Source organism: Corynebacterium ureicelerivorans (genome assembly GCF_000747315.1).
GTDB lineage: Bacteria > Actinomycetota > Actinomycetes > Mycobacteriales > Mycobacteriaceae > Corynebacterium > Corynebacterium mucifaciens.
In genome coordinates this window covers 813111-834600 of record NZ_CP009215.1, presented here as the reverse complement: position 1 = coordinate 834600, position 21490 = coordinate 813111, and the positions used below count along the sequence as shown (strand labels likewise).

Below are 21490 nucleotides of genomic sequence, written 5' to 3'. Positions count from 1 at the left end.
CGACTCGATTGGTTCATCTTTGTGGCAGCGGCTGTACGGCCCTGTGGCGGCCGTAGACGCCTCGGATGGACGGAGTGCGCGTGCAGAAGAACAGTTTCGAGACGTCGCTGTTCGTCGTGTATCCGCCGAAGTCGATGTGCAAGGAGATCCCCGACTACTACACCAGTGAGGTGGACGGGCGCGAAGTGAAACGTCCGCGCTATGTCGCCCGCGACTACGAAGAAGCAAAGAAGTACCCCGAAGAGTCAATGCGTTGGCTCGCCGAGAACTTCATTCCCGGCGGTATCGACGCAGTCGCCGGCGGGAACATGAACTTCGACGAATCGACGCCACACATCCAGTTTCAGGCGGACACCCTCTCCCCTCATCCGGACAAGCCCGGTACGCTGCGTTGCCGCCCTGGCATCGCGTACAACACAGACCCCACGGTGCGGTACACATCCGGCCCGAAGAAGGGCAAGCAGATATCGGGCCAACAGAAGTTCATCGATGCACAGCGAGGGCTTCGTGAACACATGCACTCGTTGGGTTATCCGGTCGAGCTGGAAGTCTCTGAACGACACGACGAGTCGCTGAACCTCGACCGCTACACCGAGCAGCAAGATCGGGAGCGTGATCTCGCGAACCGAGAGAACGAAGTGGAACTCAAGCACCGTTCGGTACAGCGAGACATGGACGCGACTGAGCGTGACCGCGAGCAGGCGGCAGAAGAACTTGAACAGGCCCAAGAAGCCAACGAGAAAGCGCAAAGTGTGCTGCAGCACGCCGAAGAACAGGCCCGCGCTGTTGCTGAGCGCGTACTTCGTGAATCACGCGAGAAAGCCGAGCAGGACGCCGAACAGACCATGGGCCTTGCCGAAGCGCAAGCAGACGAGCTGCTCGAACGAGCCGAAGAGACTGCACGGGCCAAGGCGAGCGCGATTACAGCCACGGCCCGCAGCGAAGCGGAGTCGATAACTCGCAAGGCCGACGAGGCCCATAAGCAGGCTGAGCGCGACGCCGAGACGATCCGCAGTGAAGCACGAGGTAAGGCTGCAAGCATCCGCGACGAGGCCACGCGCGACGCTACATCGATGCGTGAGGACGCCCGCGAGGACGCTGATCAGATCCGCCGCAACGCGCACGCGGATGCCGAAGATGAAGCCGCCATCATCATCGAAGAAGCGGTGAAGTCAGGACAGCAGTTGGAGCATCTGGACAAGAAGTTCCTGGTGCAAGAACTGCACGGCAGCCCGGAGTTGCTTGAGCGCTTTACGCAGTTCAAGGAGTCGCAGACCTCAAGCAAGCACAGTGACGCGCGCCGACGTGCACAGGAGCGTATCGAGAAGCGCCGCCGCCATCAGCAACAGCAGCGTGACCGTGATGGCGTTGATTAGTTGTAGCACTGCTCTCCCCCGCCCTGTACGGCCCTGTAGCGGCCTAGCAGGGTGTCGCCAGGGTCAGTGTCCAGAGATAGCGCTAAAACCGCTCTAATTCAGCGAGAATCGAAGAAATCTGGGCCACGCTGAGCGGAGTGTCACTACGTTGTGCAGCGAATTGGCCTGTTGAGTGGCGGAGATATTGCGCAGCACGTCGGCCGGGACAATGGCGCGTGTGCTGCGCAGAAAAGACGTCCGCAGAAGGGCCGGCAGAATGACGGTGTCATTCTGTTGCGCAGTAAAGGTGTCAATAGGATGACAAACCACTTCACTGCCCAATTCACATGTCATTAAAGTGACAGGGCATTTGATTGCGCAGTAAACGTGTCGATGAAATGGGTGCCCAATACACAGTGCAACCTACGTGTTAATGAAATGTCGCGTCCACTACATAGTGCAGTGAATTGCGCAGCAGAAACGCCAGTAAAAGCACCGCTGCACTGCACTGTAAAACAGCACGGGTGATGTGCAACAAAGCGGCGTGTGAAATACACCGTGAAATGTCAGTGCACCTAGAGCTGCACCACCGCTATTCCCCTACGACGTCCGAACGGCGCCTTGGTGCTGTTGCAAACTTCAGGCGGAGAGCCGTGACGACCCAGTCTTCATCCTCTGATGCTCGCTGCGGGTCGGCGTTCTCAGGCAGCCTCGAACACCCGGCTGACGATCACCGCATCCGGGTTCGGTTGCTCGTAGGCAAACATCGCGCCCTGGCCTTTCCGTAATGAGTGCATCGCTTCCATCCCTTTCAACGTCCGGTACGCCGAGGTCTGGTTTTTGAACGCCCCCTTCGGTCCGAGGATCCGTTTCAGCCGCCCATGATCTCCTTCAATGACGTTATTGAGGTATTTCACCTGCCGGTGTTCCACGGTCTGCGGGCAGATTCCCTCTGACTTCAACTCGGCGATTGCCCTGGCCAGGGAGGGTGCTTTATCGGTGTTGATCACCCGCGGGAACCCGGTTATCGTGTTCGACCTCAGGGTCTTGGCCAGGAAACGCTTCGCTGCGGCGACATTACGCTTTGGGGACAGGCAAAAATCCAGGGTATGCCCACCCGCGGTGATGGCCCGATAGAGGTAGCACCACTTTCCCCCGACCCGGATATAGGTCTCGTCCACCCGCCAGGACCGGGCCTGCCAATCCGGGACTTGTCGGTACCACCGGGTCTGCTTGTCCAGCTCAGGAGCATATTTCTGGACCCAGCGGTAGATGGTGCTGTGATCGACCGGTACGCCGCGTTCGGTCATCATTTCTTCCAGATCGCGGTAGCTGAGCCCGTAGCGGCAGTACCACCGGACCGCCCACAGGATGATTTCACGGGGGAAATGACGACCGGAGAAGATGCCCATGGCTGTGATTATTTCACGCAGGTCTTCCTGTCGCCCGAACTTTGCAACAGCACCAGCGGAAACGGGGTTCTCGCGGGCCACGGTCGCACGTCACGTCGCCGCCCTTAAAGGGGCGAGTGAATGGCCCGAGCTGTAGGGGTCTCACACCGTAAGCAATATACGGTTCCCCTGCCCCCCTGGGCAGTGAAGAATGAGAGAACCCGGGTGAAGCAAGGTTCTCAGATAGCGGAAGACCCCGGGGAGCAGGGGGGATTGCTCGACCCAGGGCCTTCGGACGCCTGCGGAGCAGGAACCCACCCCAGCGTCATCACGAAACTATCATTTGTACAAGCAGTGTGCAGGTCTTACGCGTTAGGGATGACTACTACGTCAGTCAATTTGTCGATTTTGCTGATGAGCTCTTCCTCAATTTTGTAGATCTGGCGGTATCTTTTTGCGAGAGCCTTTTGGCGGTCCAGGAGGTGTGCCCAATTGGATTACAAGTACCTACACACTTGATCGGTGCTGCACGTTTCAGGGTCCGGGTGTGCGGCGTCCTGTCTGAGGTCCGCGATAGTGTCGCGTAGCACGGAGAGCTGCGCGATCTGCTGCTCGATCTCAGCGAGGCGCACGTCAAGCAGGTCGCGCACGTGCTCGCAGGGCGCCTGGCCGCCGTCGCGGATGTCGAGGATCTGGCGGATCTGGGCGAGGGTCAGCCCGGCGGCCTGACCCCGGTGGATGAACCCGACCCGACCCACGGCATCCTCGGCGTAGTCCCGATAGCCGGAGGCCAATCGCTCGGCCGGAGGGAGCAGCCCCGACTCCTCGTAGAACCGCAGGGTCTTGGTCGTGGTTCCGGTTGCTTCCGCAAGCTGTCCGATCCTCATGTTCGCCGATTCCCCTTCCAATGGCCACCACACTTGACCTTCCATTGTACTGGAAGGTTCACAATGGTTCCATAGGAACTTTTGAACCACAGGGAAGAGACATCTGGAATGACAAACGAAAAGTTCGATCTGGCGATTATTGGTTCCGGCGGCGGAGCGTTTGCGGCCGCGATCCGGGCCACCGGGCTGGGCAAGCGCGTCGTGATGGTGGAGCGCGGCACCGTGGGCGGGACATGCGTGAACACGGGCTGCGTCCCGTCGAAGGCGCTCCTGGCTGCCGCGGAGGCCCGCCACGTGGCGTTGGATTCGGCCCGCTTCCCTGGGGTGGCGGCCTCGGCGGGCCCGGTGGACATGCCGGCCCTGATTCAGGGCAAGGCCGCGCTGGTTGAAAGCATGCGCACGGAGAAGTACGTCGATCTGGCCGCGGACTACGGGTGGACGATGATCTCGGGGGACGCGTCGTTCACCGGAACCCAGGACGCACCGCTGCTCCGGGTGATCTCCCCGGATGGTGCAGTGAGAACGATCGAGGCGGGGCACTACCTCGTGGCCACTGGCTCCGCACCCTACGTGCCCCCCGTTCCCGGACTGGCCGAGGCCGGGTACCTGACCTCGACGACGGCAATGGAACTGGACGAGGTGCCCGAATCAATGCTGATCCTGGGCGGAGGCTATGTTGCCCTGGAGATGGCACAGCTTTTCTCACGGCTTGGCTCCCGGGTGACCATGCTGGTCCGTTCCCGGTTGGCCTCGCAGGAGGAACCGGAGGCATCCAAGGCGTTGGCGGGGGTGTTCGCCGACGAGGGGATCCGAGTGGTCCGGCGGGCCATGGCCGACTCCGTGGCCTCCGGCCCGGACGGGGTCTCGGTGACGGCAAACGTGGCCGGGGGCGAGGAGGTGTTCCGCGCTTCCCACATCCTCGTGGCACTGGGCCGCCGCCCGGTGACCGAGGGACTGGACCTTGACGCCGTCGGGGTGAAGACCGGCGCATCCGGCGAGATCGTGGTCGATTCCCGCCTGGCCACGTCCAACCCGCGGGTTTGGGCCGCCGGGGACGCGACGGGCCATCGGGAGTTCGTTTACGTCGCAGCGGCCCACGGCGCCCTGGCCGTGGACAATGCGTTCACCGATGCCCTGGCCGAGGTCGACTACCGGCACCTGCCCCGGGTCACCTTCACCAGTCCCGCCATTGGGGCGGTCGGGATGACGGAAAAGGAAGCTGTCGCCGCCGGGATCAGCTGCGAGTGCCGGGTCCTCCCCCTGGAGTACGTGCCGCGAGCCGTGGTCAACCGCGACACCCGCGGCTTCATCAAGGTTGTCGCGGACCGCGACACCGGACGGATCCTGGGCCTCTCCGCGGTGGCCAAGGACGCCGGGGAGATCGCCGCCGCCGGCGTCTACATCCTCGAAGCGGGCATGACCACCGCACAGGTCGCCGCCTCCTGGAGCCCCTACCTGACGATGGCCGAGGGCATCAGGATCGCCGCCAAGGCCTTCAACACCGACGTCTCCAAGCTCTCCTGCTGCGCCTGAGTGCAGCCCCCACTACCGAAGCAAAGGAATGCCATGACCGCCACCGACCAGGCCCTCACCTATCTGTTGTCCCCCGCGCGCTCCGGAATAGACCCGGAATTGTTCGTGCCGCTGCTGCGGCTCCTGGCCGAGGGCGAGCCCGTCACGGTCGCCGAACTGGCCACCGCCAGTGGCCGGAGCGAAGACACGGTCCGGCAGGGACTGGCCGCCGTCCCGGACACCGAGTACGACGACGAGGGCCGCATCATCGGCCTGGCCCTGACGATGCGGCCCACCCCGCATCGCTTCACCCTGGCCGGGGAACAGCTCTACACCTGGTGCGCCCTGGACACCCTCTTCTTCCCGGCCCTGATCGGGAAGGCCGCAACCATTGAGTCGACCTCCCCGGGTAGCGGGACCGTCATCCGGGTGATGACGGGCGCGGACGGCACGGTGACCTCCGTGCAGCCGGCCACCGCCGTCGTGTCCATCATCAGCCACCCGGGCACGGGGCCGGTGCGGTCATCGTTCTGCAACCAGGTCCACTACTTCGCCTCCCGCGAGGACGCCCAGCCGTGGTTGGATTCCCATCCCGACGGCGAAGTCCTGGACATCGAGGCGGCACACCGGGCCGGTGCCGCCATGGCCTCCGCCCTCCTCGCCGCGGCCGCCACGCGGGCCCCCGCGGCGCAGGACTCCTGCTGCTGAGCTTTAAAAGGACATGACATGACCCAGCACCCAGAACAGCCAGACACCGGCCATCAACCCGTCCGGCAGACCGGTCGCCCCGGGCGATACCACACACTGGCCGCAGGAATCGGCATAGCAGCGGCCATGATCCTGTGCTGCGCAGGACCCATCCTCATCGCCGCCGGAGCCCTCGGCGCGATCGCCGGATTCTTCTCAAATCCCCTCGTGTTACTCGCGGCCGCCACGGTGCTCCTGGCCGGGATCATCGCCGTCACCAGGCAGCGAAAACGCCACAGGACCGACGACTGCTGCCCTCCCGCATCCCCCGAGCACCACCGCACCGACCACGGCACCGCCTGAGTCCCCATCCCCATTCCTGGAAGGAACCACCAGACACCATGACATACCCGAGATCCCGCCGTTCTCTGTCCGTTCCCCGGCCCAGGCACCTCGCCTCCGCCCTGTTTCTGACAGCGGTCATGGCACTGACAACCGCCTGCGCCAGCTCACCGAGCGGCCCGTCGGCCGCGCCAGGCGGTTCGTCGCCCGACGCGGCCGGTGCCGTTGCTGTTACGGTCTCCGACATTGACGGCACTACCCGGACCATCCCGGACGGTAAGCCCGCAGCACTGTTCTTCTTCTCTGCCGGATGCGGTGAGTGTGTGGAAGGGGCCGATTCCCTGAACAAGGCCTCCACGGCCCTGGGAAGCTCGGCCGACTACCTCCTGGTGGACGTGGACCCCCGAGAACCGAAGGAGACCATCAACGGATTCCGCGATTACATCAAGGCCCCTGAGCTCCCTGCCGTCATCGACACCGGGGCCACACTGACCACCCGGTACAAGGTCACCTCCATGAGCACCCTGGTGGTGGTCGACGCGAAGGGTGACGTTACCTTCCGGGCCACCGACCCGTCTGCGGAAAAGATCCAAGAAGAACTCACCAAGGCCGGTGCCCAATGACAGCCCTGCTTGCCCTGGCCTTCGCCGCTGGAATGATTGCCCCGGTCAATCCCTGCGGTTTCGCCCTCCTGCCCGCCTGGATAGCCCAGACCATCGGGGACGCCCGGACGCGCCCGCTCGCGCTGCGTCTGGCCCACGGGCTCCGGGCCGGGCTCGCGCTCAGCCTCGGCTTCGCCGGGACCCTGGCAGCCTTCGGGCTGATCGTCAGCGCGGGCGCCAGGACCCTGATCAGCGCAGCGCCCTGGCTGGGAATGGCCACCGGGGTGATCCTTCTCCTGCTGGGCCTGGCCATGCTCACCGGACTCACACCACGGCTCCGTCTGCCGGCCTGGGCCACGAAACCCCGCACACAAGAAGCCGCAGGGGCAGGGCACAAAACCGGGCGCATGGTGGCCTTCGGGGTCGGATACGCCGCAGCATCCCTCGGCTGCACCCTCGGGGTGCTCCTGGCCGTGATCGCCCAAGCCCAGGCCGTCGCCAGCTACGCCGGGCTGCTCGCGGTCTTCGCCGCCTACGCCGCAGGCTCGGCCACTGTCCTGATGCTCGTTTCGGCAGGCACGGCCATCGCCGGGGCCGCCCTCGGGCGAAGAATCACCGGCCTGGCCAAGCACAGCAACCGCATCGCCGCCTTCATCCTCACCATAACCGGCGCCTACCTCAGCTGGTATTGGTATCCCGCCGCCACCGGCGGAACCGCACAGGCCAACAGCCTCGCCGTATGGTCAGCCGCCGCCAGCGCCTGGATCAGCGACAACAGCACCCTGATCGCAGCCCTCGCCGCAGCCGTGGTGCTCGCATCGGCATTGGCCGCCCTCAACCGGCGCAGGAGACTGCGCATCAGACAGGGAACGCCGCCCACAGGCGAGGGCCCCGGGCAAAGCGGGGAACCCGACTGCTGCGCACCAACTCCGGACAACAACTCGACCGAGGACCGGCCAGGCACGATCCCGTAGCTGGCCGAGGACTCCCAAAAAGCAAGGGGGAGAGGGAACCGTGCCCCATCTTCTGGCAAACGAGGCGCCCGCCTATCAGGACAGGTTGGTACAGCGGCATCAGGCCGGAAGTCAATTCGTGCAGAGGACTTCGGGCAATCCGTCAGGAGCCCTCTGTACCGCCCCCGCAATGACGGGAACGTCAGTGTGGTGGACTTCGGAAAGCCACAGTGACACCCACTAGTTGTACTCGACCGTGACGTTGGTGGCACTTTCGGTCTTGTGAAATAGTTAGGCCTCCTGGCTTAGTGGAGCTGTCTAGTTCTTCACTGCCGGAGGCCTCTATGCCCAACGGTAACGCCCGCTTGACCACGCATGCGAGAGCGTTGCTGGTGGCCAGGCAAGCTCATCCATATCGATGTGAAGAAACTCAGCCGCATCCCCGACAGCGGCGGTTGGCGAGTCCACGACCGATCCGCGACCGGAAGACCCGATCGGGTTCGACCACGTCCATGCCGCTGTCGATGACCACACCCGACTCGCTTATATGGCCCACTAGCGGTCGCGGAGCGTCCTGAAAACCTAAAGTTTTATGAGACACCCGGCAGGAACTGGAATGTGAGACCGTTTCATGGGGCAATTGGCCTCCTCCCCGTCTCACTAAAGCGTCTCGCCCTAAGTTGTCGCAGGGTGGTGCTCGGTAGGGGTTTGTGAGGCATAATCGAGACATGAGGCTTTTGGGGTACACCCATCTGTACGCGCTGACCTGCGGCGTTGTGGGTTGTGCCGAGCGTGCTGCCGGAGTCCCTTTCAGTGTCCCTGGGGTAGGAGCGGCCGCATGAAGGTGCGCTCGTACCGCAGGACGCACCCGGACTCGTCTCGAATCCGGTCAGCGGCGATGAAGTCCGGGTGGGTGCCGAACGAGGTGCGGTACTGCTCGTAGGCAGCCAGGCTGGGGAAGCTGAACAGGGATTCCGCACGGTCACTCACACCTTCCGCGGGTAGGTAGTACCCGTGGTGGGTGCCGCCGTGTTCGTCGACATGCCGCATCCAAGCGCGGGCGAACTGTTCAAAGGCCGCGATCTGGTCGGGGTCGATGGTGTAGTGGACGACACAGGTGATCACATCCACAACGCTAGGCCCACAGGCGCTCATTGGGGAGCCTTTGTCTGTGCGCCTCGTGGTGCACCTGGGGCACACCAATCTGCCTGGTTTACCTGCGGAAATGCGTCAGTTCGCCAAGTTGGCGCCGATTTCAACGGTGAGAACTCCGACGGCGATGAAGAGGATGCCGAGGGCCATGGTTCGGGTGAGGGGTTCGTGGAAGATGACCCGGGCGAGGATCGCGGTGAGAGCTACGCCGGATGCTGCCCAGATGCCGTAGGCGACGCCAAGGGCCATGCCGTCGGCCAAGGCGAGACTTAAGGCGACGAACGCCACGAGATACCCCGCGATGACGCCGATGAACCATTTCTTCACCCGGCCACCGTCGGAGGCTCGTAGCGACATGGTCGCGACGACTTCGGACAAGATGGCGCCTGCGAGGAAGATCCATCTCATGAGTTGACTCCTGCTTCCTGGGCTGCGGTTTGCTGAGCTTTCTGGGAGCCGAGTTCGACGGTGAGGACACCGCTGATGATCAGAACCATTCCAAGACCCATCACAGCAGTCAGAGGTTCACCGAAAATCGCGGCGGATAGCACAGCGGCGAGCACGACCCCGCTGGCTCCCCAGATGCCATAGGCGACGCCGATCTGCATTCCTTCGCGCAGGCAGAAGGTGAGGAAGACGAAAGCGCCGATGTATCCGGCAGCAACCACGATGTACCAGGATGGGTGATTGAGCGCCGCCTTGAGAGACAGCGTCGCCGCCACTTCGGTAGTGATGGCACCAGCGAGCAGGAACCACTGCTTCATGGGGTTGTTCCTTCGATCAGGGAGCGAATGCTGGAGACGACGGCTTCGAGATCCGCGCCGTGGAGGGTGGACACACCTGTGGCCTGGGCGCCCCAGAGTCCGTCGGCGGCGAGTCGGGCGGTGGTCAGCCTGGCTCGGGTGGCGGCGTCGAGATCGTCCGGGAGTTCGAGCCAGCGGCCCATCCGCGTAGTCCACGGTTCGGTGAGTTCGGGCCGGTACGTCGCTTGGCCCCAGATGATGAACTCGGCGCGCTTGGCGGCCCCGTGGGCGGCGACGTGAACGTAGCTCAGGAGCCGCTCGGTGGCGTTGGCGTTCTCGAGGGGCTTGCCAAGGGTGGCAGTCATGTCGTTCTCGACGTTGGCCGCAGCGTGGTCGACGATCGCGGCGAGCAGTACGTCGCGGTTGCGGAAGTGATATAGCAATCCCGGTTTGGTGAGCCCGGCCTCGTGGGCCACTGCGTCAAGGGTAATGTCGCCACCCTCCGCTGCGTTCATGACGCGGAGGGCAGCTTCCAGGATCTCGGAGCGCTGACTGGTTCGCATATAGCTAATTTTACCATTTGATAGGTGAAGCCTTCAACTGCGGGCGCTGGTAGGGGCACCTGGGGTACACCCCAAGCGAACAATTTGTGAATGAAAAAACTTCCTGTTCGCTAGGGTTAGTTCCAAGACTAACGGAACAGAACCGTCACTGCCTCTGGAGATCACTGAACAGTTGGGGGGCGATCTCAGGACAAAAGGTGGACTATGCCCGGGTGAGTTCGAAAGATCAGAACCTTGATCGTCAGATTGAACAACTCAAGGCAGAGAAGGTCTTCACCTATTACACGGATAAGGCCAGTGGTGGATCGCGTGAGCGCCCTGGACTTGATGAAGCAATGCGATATGTCCGTGCAGGAGATCAGCTTGTCGTCACGTCGATGGATCGGTGCGCGCGTTCACTGACGGATCTGTACGCCATTGTTGACGAGCTAGTCAGCAAAGGAGTGTCGGTGAAGCTCCTCAAGGAGGGACAGACCTACTCAAAAGACTCCACCCCGATCGCCAAGCTGATGCTAGGGCTGTTGGGTTTTGTTCAGTTGGGTATGGCCGTGAAAGAGCTGGATCAACACCGTGAAATAGTTGAAAAAAATAACCCCGCAGGTTTCCCTGCGGGGTGTTGTCGTTAGAACGGTGCTTCGTCGTTGTCGGCGCCGGCGCCAGCCAGGGCGGCGTTCGCCGCCTCGCCACCGCGACGGGCAGCGCGTGCAGCGGACTCCTTCTTGGAATCGATCAGCTGCACCGTGTCGATGCGCGCCACCAGCGGGTACTGCTTCACACCGTCCTTGTCGGTGTAGACGTCGGTCTTGAGCGAGTAGCTCACCGCGACGCGGTCGCCGGAGCCGATGCAGCCGAACACACCGGGGTTCTTCGCGTCCTGGACGTAGCCGGTCAGCTCCACGATCTCGCTTTCCACCTTGCCGGTGGACTTGTTCTTGAAGGTGTTGCGCGCATAGACGCTGAGCTTCACCGTCGCGCCGCCGTTTGCGTGCTCGAACAGCTTGGGTGCGCGAGCTGCGTTGCCGACGATGGTGCCGTTGTTGAAGGGGTTGGACATGATGGTTCTCCTTACGTGAGTGGGTGTGATTTGCCGTGCAATTTGGGTACTTAAGCAGCGGCTTTGCCGCTGCGGGGGTTGAGCTGTCGTTACAGCACTGCCCAGGGCAGCGGTGTGCCTGCCGCCTCTAGGTCGCGCAGTTCTTGTGCTGCGCCCGGATCGGCGTCCTCGCCGTCGATGCCGTCGGCGAGCTGGTAGAGCAGTTCCAGGTCGGTGTGGGTGATGTCGCGCATCAGGTGCCTCCTTGTTCGGATGGATGGTCAATCCGTCTGTTGGAGACAGCTCTGCTGTCTAGGGGGTTCTCCCCCGCCCCGCTAGGTGTGCATCTCTGCTGGCCACGGCCCCGCGAGAAAAAGAAACCCCGTTGCATCGCTGCAACGGGGTGTGTGGTGCTACTCGGTGAACAAGATCGTGCGGGTCTTCTCAGCGCCCTCGCGGACGAGTTCGACCATCCGCTCGCCCTGGCCAATGTCGGTCAGCTTGGCCACCAGAGACGGGAAATTCTCGTCTGGTCCGATCTCGGTGGCTCGCTGCGCAGCCACGCCAGCTAGTCCCGGCTGGCCTGTGGCGTGAGCGAGCACGGCAACAGTGGCGGTGAGCTGCGCCCGCATCCCCGGCCAGCTGGTCGGGACAGCGCGCATAACCTGCTCTATGAACGCAAGGCCAGCCTGCGGCTCATCGAGCAGCGCTGCGAGCAGCGTGTCTCGCAAGCGCGGCGTGGTGAAGCATTTCAGCGCAGACCGAACAGCACGAGTGCTCGGCTGGGTGATCCCTGCCGCCGCCTGCTCGTATTCACGCTGCAGCACGTCCGCGAACATGGGCGGGATATACGCCAGCGCGTCTTCGATGATGTCGGCGTGCTCGGCAGCGTCGATGCCGTGATCGGTGCTGTTCAACCGTGCTTCGATGTCGTCTTTGCTCGGCTCCGGCAGCTCTCCGGTGTGCTCTAGCATCTGCTGAAGCGCCGCCGATGCGGCGACCTCGCCGACAACGCCGTGGCGTGGCTCGTCGATGAGCGGATGCTGGTACACAGACCACCACGCGGCCCCGGTGACGATTTCGGGCACCTGCACCACCCCGAGCAGCGGCGGTAGGTGCACTGCCCCGCTGGTGAGGTACGTGGCCGTCTCGTCGAAGACCGGTTGCGCAATGTCATCGCTGATCATGTACGCGATAACTGCGTCGAGTTCGAGGTGGTGGACCCACGCTGCGAACCGCTCGCGGCTCTCGTTGAGCTTCTCCACGGCCTCGTCCAGGTCGAACCGTGCGACCGGGCCGAGGCGGACGGTGTCGACGCCCTCGTCGTCGACGAAGAACGCGAGGATCAGCGAGTTGTTCGGGTAGAAGCCGAGGATGCCGGGGAGGTTCGCAAGGATCTCGCCGTGAGATGCAAGCGTGTGGGAATGAGTGGACATGGCAGTGCTCCTTTGCACGAATACGGGGTGTATGTGGTCAATCCCGTATTCGGCCCGGCTCTGCCGGTCGCAGGCGTATCCCAGCAGTACAGTGCCTTTGTGCGCCGGGCGTCGCTAGCGCAGCCTGGTGCCTTCTCGCCGGGTGCGAGCGCTAGCGACGCAGCCTGTGCTTAGGCGTCGGCTTCGATGCGCTTGAGAGCGCGATAGATCGTCGGCCGCGAGACGTTGAATGTCCTGGCTACTGCACTGACGGACTTGCCGCCCTCAATAAGCTCCTTGGCGATCTGGGCTTGTTCTTGGTCGAGCTTCGGTTTGGGGCCGGCGACCCTGCCCTGGGCGCGGGCGTGCGCCACGCCCTCACGGGTGCGCTGGACAAGAAGGTCACGCTGAGTGTCGAGCTACTGTCTCTGCTTGGAGGTTGGAACGTAGGCGTAACCGATGAGCGTTAGACACCCACCTCACCAGTGATCGCGGCAGAAAACGGTAATCCTTGCATAAAGCCTTCCATGTAATCCCAGTCAGGCTTCCCGGTTGGTGCAGCTGGCAACCGAAGTGTCATCTTCCTCATTCGAGCCAAATTCCACTTATACCCATACGTGAATCGGTCCTTCTCGTGACGAATCATGGTTGAGATGAACAGCATTGCCCAGTAGGACACTTCTTGTTTAGGGATTAACACCTGAATGTCGTCTGAGGCGAAGTACGGTTGATCCTGGTAGAAGGAATAACCAACCGATCCGTTGTAGGGAACTGTGATGGTCCCTGCGGGGAAGAGTGGTTCAAGCGCGCTCCAATCGGTAATCCCATTGTTACTGTCCGAAGCACCTATGAAACGTGTTGTTCCCGGTTGCCTATTTGCTTTGGTGACTCGCTTACCCTTCTTGATCTCAAATAGCTGTTCTATCGGGAAATCGCACCAGCCACTGGGGTCGGTCAAAGCCACGGGATCGCCTGTAGCTGCCCGAAGCCCCTCATGAGTCGGAACCTCACTAATTTCGACCCAATCGGGTATCTCGGTGGGAACCTCAATAGTCGCTAGAGTGCGGTTTGCTTCCCTTCCGAAAGCGCTATAACGAAAGGCGTTCTTGCGAATACACATCGCGTAGAAGAGACGCTCGTTGAGACTCATGGTGTCTCGCTTTGGACGAAGGACTGCCACGTTCTGAGCTGTATAGAACGGGCGCTGCTGAACATAGGAAGACAGCAGTCGCGACCCTCCGAGGGCAACTGTGATTAAACCTGTGGGATAAGGGGTCAGGTCAGGTAGTGCCTCGACGTACCCGGAGACACCTGATTTTCCGTTCAGGCCACCCACTCGTCCTACAAATGCGATGCCTGTCCGTGGATCGGTTGGTGTCATCTTGTTCATGTCGAGTTTGTTTCCGTACTCAACATGAAATAGGTCACCTAAAGGTTGGCGAGTCACGCGTCCCCGCCTTCTTCGATATCGACCCCGCGCAAGGTGAACAGTGCGTAGTCGAGAAGGACCTTCTCGAAGTCCGACTGGGTAAGAGTCGAGTAGTCCGTTTCCATGTAAGCTTCCGCGACCCATTCATCCTCGGCATCCACCTTTTGCATGACAGATTCACCAGGCTTGACTTCTCGATTACGGAACATCTCAACCCAGTGGTCGCGTATCTCTGGCCAGGTTCCATTTCGATCGACGCGGCCGAGATTCTTAATTTTGACGAACCCGTCTTCGCGCCAATAACCAAACCAGCTTTTCCGGTCAGATCTTTCATGTGGAATGTGTGCAGTAAACACCATCACACAAGTGACGACACCAACCGGGTAAAAGACTTCCGGTGGCATTGACATGACTGCTTCCAGTGTGTGGTTCTTCAGGAGGCTGCGCTTGCGGATGCTAGGCGCAGTTGCGCACGAGATAGGGACAATGGCAATACCGATCGCCCCGGGAGTGAGACAATCAAGCATGTGTTCCACGAATCGCAGCTCGTGCAGGTCTTCCTTAGTTTTGGCGTAAGGCGGGTTAATCAAACCAACTGTCGCTTTGTGGGACTTGACGCCTTTGGTGATGGCGGTGTCAAAACAAGACCCTTGGTAGAGGTTGGCCTTCCCGTCACCGCGCAGGATCATGTTTGAAGCCGCTAGGGCGTACATGCTCGGGTTTTGTTCGACGCCGATCAGTTGGTTTTTCTTGATCGACTCAATCTCGTCTTGCGTGATCGCAGTACGGACCATCTGGTTCATTGCCGAGATTAGGAAGCCTCCAGTACCAGCGCAGGTGTCAAGCACGATGCTGTCCTTATCGACGTTGGCAAGCAGGCTAAACAGCTCAGTGATGTGCTTCGGCGTGAGTACAATCCCCAACCCTTTGCCGTCACCGCCTGTGTACTTCAGGAACTCACCGTAGAAAGCTCCCACAACGTCGAAGTCGTGATAAACGGTGATAAAGGGCAGCACCTTCTCCGCAAGCAGGGTCACGATTTCGTGTAACAAGCCCTGCGGATAGGCTTTGGTAGCTTTACCCAGCTCTGGGTGCACTTGGATGCCAGTAAACGGCTGGGTCATGTTCGTTATCTTGGCGAACGGGATTTGCGCAGACCCGATGACTTTCTGGATCGTTTGCATCCAGAAGTCGGGCAAGTCTTTCGCACCATATGCTTCGTAGGTCTTTGCAAAGACAGGGTCGTTGAGCGCGATTAGGCTACCCGCGACGGCGAGAGGCTTCTCTTTCTCTTCTAGCTCCGCTTCATCCCTCATGAAAGCGTGCATTTCCTGAGAGAACGAAATGAGGTCTTTTGTTCGCTTTGCCTGAACAGAAGGATCGAACGATGCGGCGGTAATGAGGTCATCAAGGCTGACAAGTTCGGTAATCGCTGCACCGCTCGGGGCCTTAAGCGGGCGTGCTTCCTTCTCTCCTTTGGTGGTGACAAAGAAGGACCATTCACTATGTGCAGGCGTGCCCGAGACTGCAATCGAGATCACGGTGTATTTGTGTGTCAGAAAACTTGCGTAGTGCAGAACACCGTCAACCGCGAAGTCTTTAGGGCGATCACGATTTTCCGACTCGTGCCAACGTGTCTCTGCCTTGCACTCGATAACCACGATCATGTCGGGGGTGTCGGGGGCAGTGATGATGAACTCCGGGAAACCACCACCGCCGCCGCCAGTTTTCGACGCCTTCGACAAAGACTTGCGAACCAGCTCAATGGCGGATTGCTGCTTCTCAACGATGATCTTCTCTGCATCCTCGTAATATCCGAGGTTGCGGAGCTTTTCATCGACTAAGTCTTCTGTAATCCGCTCGTTTGCCATGCGGGCACTCCCTATCCAAGTCTGGCCGATCCTCCACATCTCGCCCCTGAGATGTAACGATGTACACATGGCAGGATGCGAAGCCGCCCGGGATCGTTGCGTGAAACGCGGCGTGTAACAAAAACGCAAATTACCGCTACCGTACAACCCGGGTTCTTGCTTTCGGCGCTCGACATGCGGGGTGGAAACAGTCGTGTAATACTTTCCCCGAACGCCACGGTTGAGCAGTGTCACCCCCGATACACGAAGGCAGATCTCCCCCGAACTGCCGGCTCCGTGGCGTTCCTTCGTAGGAGCGTCGCGCGTCGCAGCACATGCGCGCGATTGTTGACGTGTCACACACTGCAACCTAGTTCCACACGATCTGGACTGATTCGGGGTTAAAGGTCTTGCTTCCGCGCACGCCACGGCGCAGGCGCACCTGGCACAGGGTGTTGATGACACGGCGCTGCACGGCAAGCTCTGCGTTGTCGAAGGCGTCCACGGGCGAGGCGTAGCCGGTTGTGTCGAGCAGCGCCGATGCGCCAGCAAGGCGGGCACGGCGCGTTTCGAGTTTCTCGATCTGCGGCTCATAACGGTTTCGCGCGCGCTTGAGGTCACGGGCCTCGATAAGCTCCTCGTCGTAGTCAGCCTGGACGCGGGCGAGCTTTGCGCGAAGCTCAGCGAGTTCGTCGTCGATGGCGTCGACCTCGTCGTCATCCGCAGTCGGCAACAGGTCTGCTAGGTCGTCACGACCAAGGCGGGCGCGGATCACGGCGAGCACAAAATCATCGACGCTATGCGTGCGCACTAAGCCACAGGCCGCGCAGCGGTAGCGGTCGGCATGCGTGCGCACGGGATTGCCACACTCGTCGCAGACATACAGACCCGAGCCAAGATGGCGGCGAGTATTACGCCGCTCCTTGTTGGTCAGCCGGTCGGGATCATCGAGCACGTTCTGCACACGCCACCACAGATCGGGTGTGACGATCGGCTCCCACTGCCCTTTCACCGGCTCGCCGGTATCGGGGTCGCGGACGATATGCGTGACACGGCGGTATTTGTTCTTCACGCCTTTGCGCTTGGCCTTCTTATACGTGGAGTAGCCGGCATACACGGGATTGCGCAGGATCGAGTGCAACGACGTATAGGCCCACGGCTGCGCGTCGGGAACAGGCTTTTCTTCCTGGCCAGCAGCGCGGCGTCGAGCGTTGCGCTCTGTAACCACGGTGTGCATATGGCGCGGCGTGGTCGGGATATCCGGCAAGCCCGGCTGATCGACCCCAGATAAGGCACGTGCGATATCGCGCATGGAGTTGCCCCGCTCGACAGCGCGGAACATCCCGAGCACGGCGGCGGCTTCGGACGGGATGATCTCGCCGGTGGAGGTGTAGCCGATAGGGCGCACACCGCCGGAGTACCAGCGGCCCTGCTCGGCGCGTTGCTGTTGCGCACGAGACTGGCGCATGCTCTTTCGCTCGATCTCGCCGCGTGCCACGGCTGCTTTGATGCGCGCGTACATTCTGCCGCCGTCGGTGGCAAGGTCAGCATCACCGTTCGCAGTGACGAGTTTCAGCCCCTGCTCCTCTGCCCTGTCGATCCACTCTTCGAGCTGCCAGGGCTGCCGTGTGAGGCGGTCGAGGTCCCAGCAAATGATCGCGTCGATCTCGCCGCGCTCAAAGGACGCCACCATCGCGTCGTAGTCGGGGCGGTCCACGTCCTTCTTCGACGCGGAGATCGACTGATCGACGTAGGTATGCACGACGTCCCAGCCGCGTTGCTCGGCAAGGGCTTCGCAGTCCTGGCGCTGCCGGTCGATGGCGAGGCCGTCCATGGCAGCATCGAGCGAGATACGGAGGTAAATAGCAGCACGTGTTGTCATGCCGCTAACACTAGCGCGCCTCAGGTTACATTGAAACGAAACTCCACCACGTCGCCGTCGGCCATGACGTAGTCCTTGCCTTCTTGGCGCACCTTGCCGTGGGCACGGGCCTCCGCCATCGAGCCAAACTCATTCAAGTCGTCGAACGCGACGATCTCCGCCTTGATAAAGCCCTTTTCAAAGTCGGAGTGGATCACGCCGGCGGCCTTCGGGGCAGTGTCGCCCTTGCGGATCGTCCAGGCGCGGGCCTCCTTGGGGCCGGCGGTGAGGTAGGTCTGCAGGCCGAGGGTGTCAAAGCCGGCCTTCGCCAGGGTCTGCAGGCCCGGCTCGTCTTGGCCCACGGCGGCGAGCAGCTCGGCCGCGTCCTCGTCGTCAAGCTCGAGCAGCTCGGTTTCGGTCTGCGCGTCAAGGAACACCGCCTCGGCGGGGGCGACGAGGTCGCGCAGCTCCTGCTTGCGCGCGTCGTCGGTGAGCACGTCCTCGTCGGAGTTGAACACGTAGAGGAACGGCTTGGCCGTCATCAGGTGCAGGTGGTGCAGCAGCGCGAGGTCGACGTCACCGGTCTTGGAGGCGGCGAACAGGGTGCGGCCATCTTCAAGGACGCCCTGCGCCTTCTTCGCTTCCTCGGCCTGCGCGGCGACGTCCTTATCCTTGCGGCCGTCCTTTTCTAGGCGCGGCAGGGCCTTCTCAATGGTCTGCTGGTCGGCGAGGATCAGCTCGGTGTTGATGACCTCGATGTCGGAGGACGGATTGACCTGGCCATCCACGTGGATGACGTTGTCGTCGGCGAACGCGCGCACGACCTGGCAGATTGCGTCGGCCTCGCGGATGTTGGCAAGAAAGGCGTTGCCCATGCCCTCACCTTCGGACGCGCCCTTGACAATGCCGGCGATATCGACGAACGAGACGGTCGCAGGCAGCACGCGCTCCGAGTCAAAGATTTCCGCCAGGCGGTCCAGGCGGGGATCTGGCAGCTCCACCAACCCGACGTTCGGTTCGATCGTTGCGAACGGGTAGTTCGCGGCAAGCACCTCGTTGCGCGTCAGGGCGTTAAACAGGGTGGACTTGCCAACGTTGGGCAGACCGACAATTCCAAGAGTAAGGCTCACGGCGCAATATCCTAGCGGACCCTTTCGCCCGATTCGGCGCGGGCCGTGAGGTGGGCCGTCGCAAAGCAATTTGCGATGGTGCACAATAGTCCGCGTGAGCGAACCGATCCAGACAACCGGCCAAGAGCACGAGGACCGAGTTGACCGCAACGTCGTCTTCAACAACTGGCTCGCATCATCAGCGAAGTTCACGCTCCGGATCCTGGTCGTCGCCGTGTTTTTGTACGCGGTCGGCCGACTCATCGGCGCGTTCTGGGCGGGAATTCTTCCCGTCGTGCTCGCGCTTATCGTGTGCACGGTTCTCGCACCCATCGCTGCTGCCCTGCGGCGCCTGAAGGTCCCCGCCGCCCTCGCGGCCTTTTTGACGATGCTGTTGTTCTTCGGCGTGCTCGCGGCGCTGGCCATGATCATCGCGCCAGACCTTGTGGGCCAGTCCCGGCTGCTGTACATCCAGGCGCTCGAGGGCTTGCAGCGGCTGCAGCTCTGGGCGCAGGGACCGCCGCTGAACTTAGACCCCGAGAGCCTGAACGAAGGCGTCGACGAGATCACGCTGTGGATACAAAACCAGGCGGGCGCGATCGCCGGCGGCGTGTTCTCCGGCATCAACACCGCCGCGGGCCTGTCCGTGACGTTGATGGTTCTGGTTGTGCTGACCTTCTTCTTTCTCAAGGACGGCCACAGGTTTCTGCCGTGGCTGCGCAGCGCAACCGGCGGACGCACCGGCCTGTACCTCACCGAGCTGCTCACGCGGGCCTGGAACACCCTGTCCGGTTTCATCCGCGCGCAAGCGGTGTGCTCCCTGGTGGACGCGATTGTCATCGGCACCGGTATCGCCATCGTGGGTGTGCCGATGGCGTTTACCCTTGCGCTGATCACCTTTGTGGCGGGGTTCATCCCCATCGTCGGCGCCGTCGTCGCGGGTGCGCTGGCGGTCCTGATCGCGTTGGTCACCCTCGGCTTCACCAAAGCCCTGATCGTGCTGGGCATCGTGCTGGCCACGCAGCAGCTCGAGGGCAACGTACTCTCGCCGTTGCTGCAGTCCCGCGCGATGAACCTGCACCCAGTGATCGTGCTGGTCTCCGTCACCGTCGGCGGTGCCCTGTTCGGCCTCATCGGCGGCTTCCTCGCGGTGCCTACCGCTGCGATGATCGCAGTGGTGTACCGCTACGCGCTGGAGGTCCTGCGCATCAACGCCGGCGAGATCGGTGCTAAGGACATCGACCTTGCCACCCACGAGGGCGAGATTATCGCCGAGATCGTGGAGGCGGAATCCGTGCACAAGCGCGAGGAATGGCGCGGCGAGCACGAGTGGGTCAACGCCCCCGCACCCGACGACCAGGCGGATGATGCGAAGCGCGAGCGCTTCGGCACCACGAGTTTGAAGAAACTGCGTGTGACAACTGAGCGCATCGGGCGCTTGCGCGGAAAGGCAGAAGCAAGCCCGCAGTCACGCTCAACCGAGCGGGCACCAAGCGAACACACGGTCGAACCCGAGCGGTAGCGTGCCCCAGCGGTGTGGTTGACTGCCAGCCATGTCCACCGCCACCGTGCTTCTCATCCTCTCCACCGGTCTGCTCGCCGGGTTCATCGCGGGCGTTTTCGCAGGTGCATCCTGGCTGCGGCGCTCCACGCCGGAGCCCGCTCCACCGCAGGACCTGCGGCCCGTAGCGCGCGCGTTGAAAGACATGCGCGACCAGCTGGACTCGATGGACAAGCAGCAGGCGGTGACCGCGTCGTCGCTAGCCGGGCAGGTGCAGGCGATTGGCAGAACCTCCGCGCGTCTGGGCGACCGCACCGATCAGCTCATCACCGCGCTCCGCTCGCCGCAAACGCGGGGCCGCTGGGGCGAGATGCAACTTGAGCGGGTGGTGGAGCTCGGCGGCATGCTGGAACACGTCGACTTTGACACCCAAGCCCACATGCGCATCGACGACGCCAACGTCCGCCCCGACATGATCATCCGCCTGACCGAGGGCAGAAACATCGTCGTCGACGCCAAAGTGCCCTTCCAGGCGTATCTCGACGCGATCGGTACCGAAGACCCCGAGGAGCGCCAGGCGTTCATGCGGCGCCACGCCCACCTCCTGCGCGCCCACGTGGACACGTTGTCAGCGAAGTCGTACATCGACGCCTTCCAACCCACCCCAGAGTTTGTAGTGCTCTTCGTGCCAGCAGACCCATTTCTCGACGCAGCCCTGAGCATCGACCCGGAGCTCCTGGAGTACGCCTTCGCCCGCGACGTTGTCGTCGCCACACCCACCACTTTGTTCGCGCTGCTGCGCACCGTGGCACTGGGCTGGCGGCATGCCTCGCTTGACGAGGCCGCCCGGGAAATCCAACGCTTGGGCGGGCAGCTGCACCAGCGCCTATCCACCATGGCGGAACACTACAACCGGGTCGGCGCCTCCCTGGACAAGGCGGTGGAGGCATACAACGCCACCTTGGCATCGATGGATTCGCGGGTGATGGTGACCGCGCGCAGGCTGGAAGAGGCCCAGGTGCCGTCACGTCGCGGTGTAGCGCCCGCACTCAAACCCGTGTCCACGCGTGCCCGCCACGCTGCCGAGGAGGCCGACGGGTAAACT

Annotated in this window: 23 protein-coding genes and 1 pseudogene; 10 read left to right on the top strand and 14 right to left on the bottom strand. The window is 62.2% G+C overall.

The features are described 5' to 3' along the window. The first annotated feature begins 80 nt into the window (after positions 1 to 80). Positions 81 to 1376, top strand: coding sequence for a coiled-coil domain-containing protein (locus tag CUREI_RS04270; RefSeq protein WP_201773341.1), 1296 nt, complete (start codon positions 81 to 83; stop codon positions 1374 to 1376). Between the two features lie 680 nt (positions 1377 to 2056). Here CUREI_RS04270 and CUREI_RS04265 read toward each other — a convergent pair. Beyond that, positions 2057 to 2767, bottom strand: a complete 711-nt coding sequence (locus CUREI_RS04265; protein WP_038610832.1) for an IS6 family transposase — start codon at positions 2765 to 2767, stop codon at positions 2057 to 2059. A gap of 476 nt (positions 2768 to 3243) precedes the next feature. Beyond that, on the bottom strand, positions 3244 to 3633 hold the full coding sequence (locus tag CUREI_RS04260) for a heavy metal-responsive transcriptional regulator (RefSeq protein WP_004601215.1): 390 nt from the start codon (positions 3631 to 3633) through the stop codon (positions 3244 to 3246). 108 nt (positions 3634 to 3741) lie between these two features. On the opposite strand from CUREI_RS04260, the gene merA reads away from it, so the two are divergent. The 6 genes and pseudogenes from merA to CUREI_RS12595 all read left to right on the top strand — a co-directional run. Next, complete coding sequence (gene merA, locus CUREI_RS04255; protein WP_038610830.1) at positions 3742 to 5166, top strand: mercury(II) reductase; 1425 nt, start codon at positions 3742 to 3744, stop codon at positions 5164 to 5166. Beyond that, positions 5167 to 5853 (top strand): organomercurial lyase MerB, encoded by a 687-nt coding sequence (merB, locus tag CUREI_RS04250; protein ID WP_236627261.1) that lies wholly within the window; start codon positions 5167 to 5169, stop codon positions 5851 to 5853. Positions 5854 to 5871: 18 nt separating this feature from the next. After that, positions 5872 to 6195, top strand: coding sequence for a hypothetical protein (locus CUREI_RS04245; protein ID WP_236627260.1), 324 nt, complete (start codon positions 5872 to 5874; stop codon positions 6193 to 6195). 119 nt (positions 6196 to 6314) lie between these two features. After that, the gene (locus CUREI_RS12600; RefSeq protein ID WP_236627259.1) at positions 6315 to 6797 is read left to right on the top strand and encodes a TlpA family protein disulfide reductase; all 483 of its coding nucleotides are present in this window, start codon (positions 6315 to 6317) and stop codon (positions 6795 to 6797) included. Beyond that, a complete protein-coding gene (locus CUREI_RS04235; RefSeq protein WP_038610825.1) occupies positions 6794 to 7750 on the top strand; it encodes a cytochrome c biogenesis CcdA family protein in 957 nt (318 codons plus the stop codon). Before CUREI_RS12600 ends, CUREI_RS04235 begins: the two co-directional genes overlap by 4 nt. A 375-nt stretch (positions 7751 to 8125) precedes the next feature. Further along, positions 8126 to 8276, top strand: a pseudogene (locus CUREI_RS12595) (IS481 family transposase); the annotation flags it as partial. A 263-nt stretch (positions 8277 to 8539) separates the two neighbouring features. On the opposite strand, the gene CUREI_RS04230 reads toward CUREI_RS12595, so the two are convergent. The 4 genes from CUREI_RS04230 to CUREI_RS04215 all read right to left on the bottom strand — a co-directional run bounded on the left by CUREI_RS04230 (position 8540) and on the right by CUREI_RS04215 (position 10187). Further along, positions 8540 to 8854, bottom strand: coding sequence for an NIPSNAP family protein (locus CUREI_RS04230; RefSeq protein WP_236627258.1), 315 nt, complete (start codon positions 8852 to 8854; stop codon positions 8540 to 8542). A gap of 105 nt (positions 8855 to 8959) precedes the next feature. Next, positions 8960 to 9289, bottom strand: a complete 330-nt coding sequence (locus CUREI_RS04225) for a DMT family transporter (RefSeq protein WP_034666342.1) — start codon at positions 9287 to 9289, stop codon at positions 8960 to 8962. Next, entirely contained in the window at positions 9286 to 9645 is a 360-nt protein-coding gene (locus tag CUREI_RS04220; RefSeq protein WP_038610824.1) for a DMT family transporter, read from the bottom strand. Before CUREI_RS04220 ends, CUREI_RS04225 begins: the two co-directional genes overlap by 4 nt. Further along, complete coding sequence (locus tag CUREI_RS04215) at positions 9642 to 10187, bottom strand: TetR/AcrR family transcriptional regulator (RefSeq protein WP_034666346.1); 546 nt, start codon at positions 10185 to 10187, stop codon at positions 9642 to 9644. Before CUREI_RS04215 ends, CUREI_RS04220 begins: the two co-directional genes overlap by 4 nt. 212 nt (positions 10188 to 10399) lie before the next feature. Here CUREI_RS04215 and CUREI_RS04210 point away from each other — a divergent pair, with 212 nt between their 5' ends. Beyond that, positions 10400 to 10813 (top strand): recombinase family protein, encoded by a 414-nt coding sequence (locus CUREI_RS04210; RefSeq protein WP_236627257.1) that lies wholly within the window; start codon positions 10400 to 10402, stop codon positions 10811 to 10813. On the opposite strand, the gene CUREI_RS04205 is transcribed toward CUREI_RS04210, so the two are convergent. The 8 genes from CUREI_RS04205 to ychF all read right to left on the bottom strand — a co-directional run bounded on the left by CUREI_RS04205 (position 10810) and on the right by ychF (position 18905). After that, positions 10810 to 11241: a single-stranded DNA-binding protein gene (locus CUREI_RS04205; RefSeq protein ID WP_038610819.1), complete on the bottom strand. Its 432-nt coding sequence runs from the start codon at positions 11239 to 11241 to the stop codon at positions 10810 to 10812. The genes CUREI_RS04210 and CUREI_RS04205 overlap by 4 nt on opposite strands. Before the next feature lie 89 nt (positions 11242 to 11330). Next, complete coding sequence (locus tag CUREI_RS12495) at positions 11331 to 11474, bottom strand: hypothetical protein (protein WP_016456431.1); 144 nt, start codon at positions 11472 to 11474, stop codon at positions 11331 to 11333. A gap of 159 nt (positions 11475 to 11633) precedes the next feature. Continuing rightward, positions 11634 to 12656 (bottom strand): DUF4192 domain-containing protein, encoded by a 1023-nt coding sequence (locus CUREI_RS04200; RefSeq protein WP_038610815.1) that lies wholly within the window; start codon positions 12654 to 12656, stop codon positions 11634 to 11636. Positions 12657 to 12826: 170 nt separating this feature from the next. Beyond that, the gene (locus tag CUREI_RS04195) at positions 12827 to 13009 is read right to left on the bottom strand and encodes a helix-turn-helix domain-containing protein (RefSeq protein WP_022865466.1); all 183 of its coding nucleotides are present in this window, start codon (positions 13007 to 13009) and stop codon (positions 12827 to 12829) included. Positions 13010 to 13101: 92 nt separating this feature from the next. Continuing rightward, positions 13102 to 14082 (bottom strand): restriction endonuclease subunit S, encoded by a 981-nt coding sequence (locus CUREI_RS04190; protein ID WP_022865465.1) that lies wholly within the window; start codon positions 14080 to 14082, stop codon positions 13102 to 13104. After that, positions 14079 to 15935 (bottom strand): HsdM family class I SAM-dependent methyltransferase, encoded by a 1857-nt coding sequence (locus CUREI_RS04185; protein WP_024058955.1) that lies wholly within the window; start codon positions 15933 to 15935, stop codon positions 14079 to 14081. Before CUREI_RS04185 ends, CUREI_RS04190 begins: the two co-directional genes overlap by 4 nt. 349 nt (positions 15936 to 16284) lie before the next feature. Beyond that, entirely contained in the window at positions 16285 to 17796 is a 1512-nt protein-coding gene (locus tag CUREI_RS04180) for a recombinase family protein (RefSeq protein ID WP_038610812.1), read from the bottom strand. Positions 17797 to 17816: 20 nt separating this feature from the next. Next, the gene (gene ychF, locus CUREI_RS04175) at positions 17817 to 18905 is read right to left on the bottom strand and encodes a redox-regulated ATPase YchF (protein ID WP_038610809.1); all 1089 of its coding nucleotides are present in this window, start codon (positions 18903 to 18905) and stop codon (positions 17817 to 17819) included. Positions 18906 to 18999: 94 nt separating this feature from the next. Between ychF and CUREI_RS04170 the strand changes: the two genes are divergently transcribed. After that, entirely contained in the window at positions 19000 to 20406 is a 1407-nt protein-coding gene (locus CUREI_RS04170; RefSeq protein ID WP_069202882.1) for an AI-2E family transporter, read from the top strand. Between the two features lie 31 nt (positions 20407 to 20437). Next, complete coding sequence (locus CUREI_RS04165; RefSeq protein WP_038610807.1) at positions 20438 to 21487, top strand: DNA recombination protein RmuC; 1050 nt, start codon at positions 20438 to 20440, stop codon at positions 21485 to 21487. Positions 21488 to 21490 lie beyond the last annotated feature (3 nt).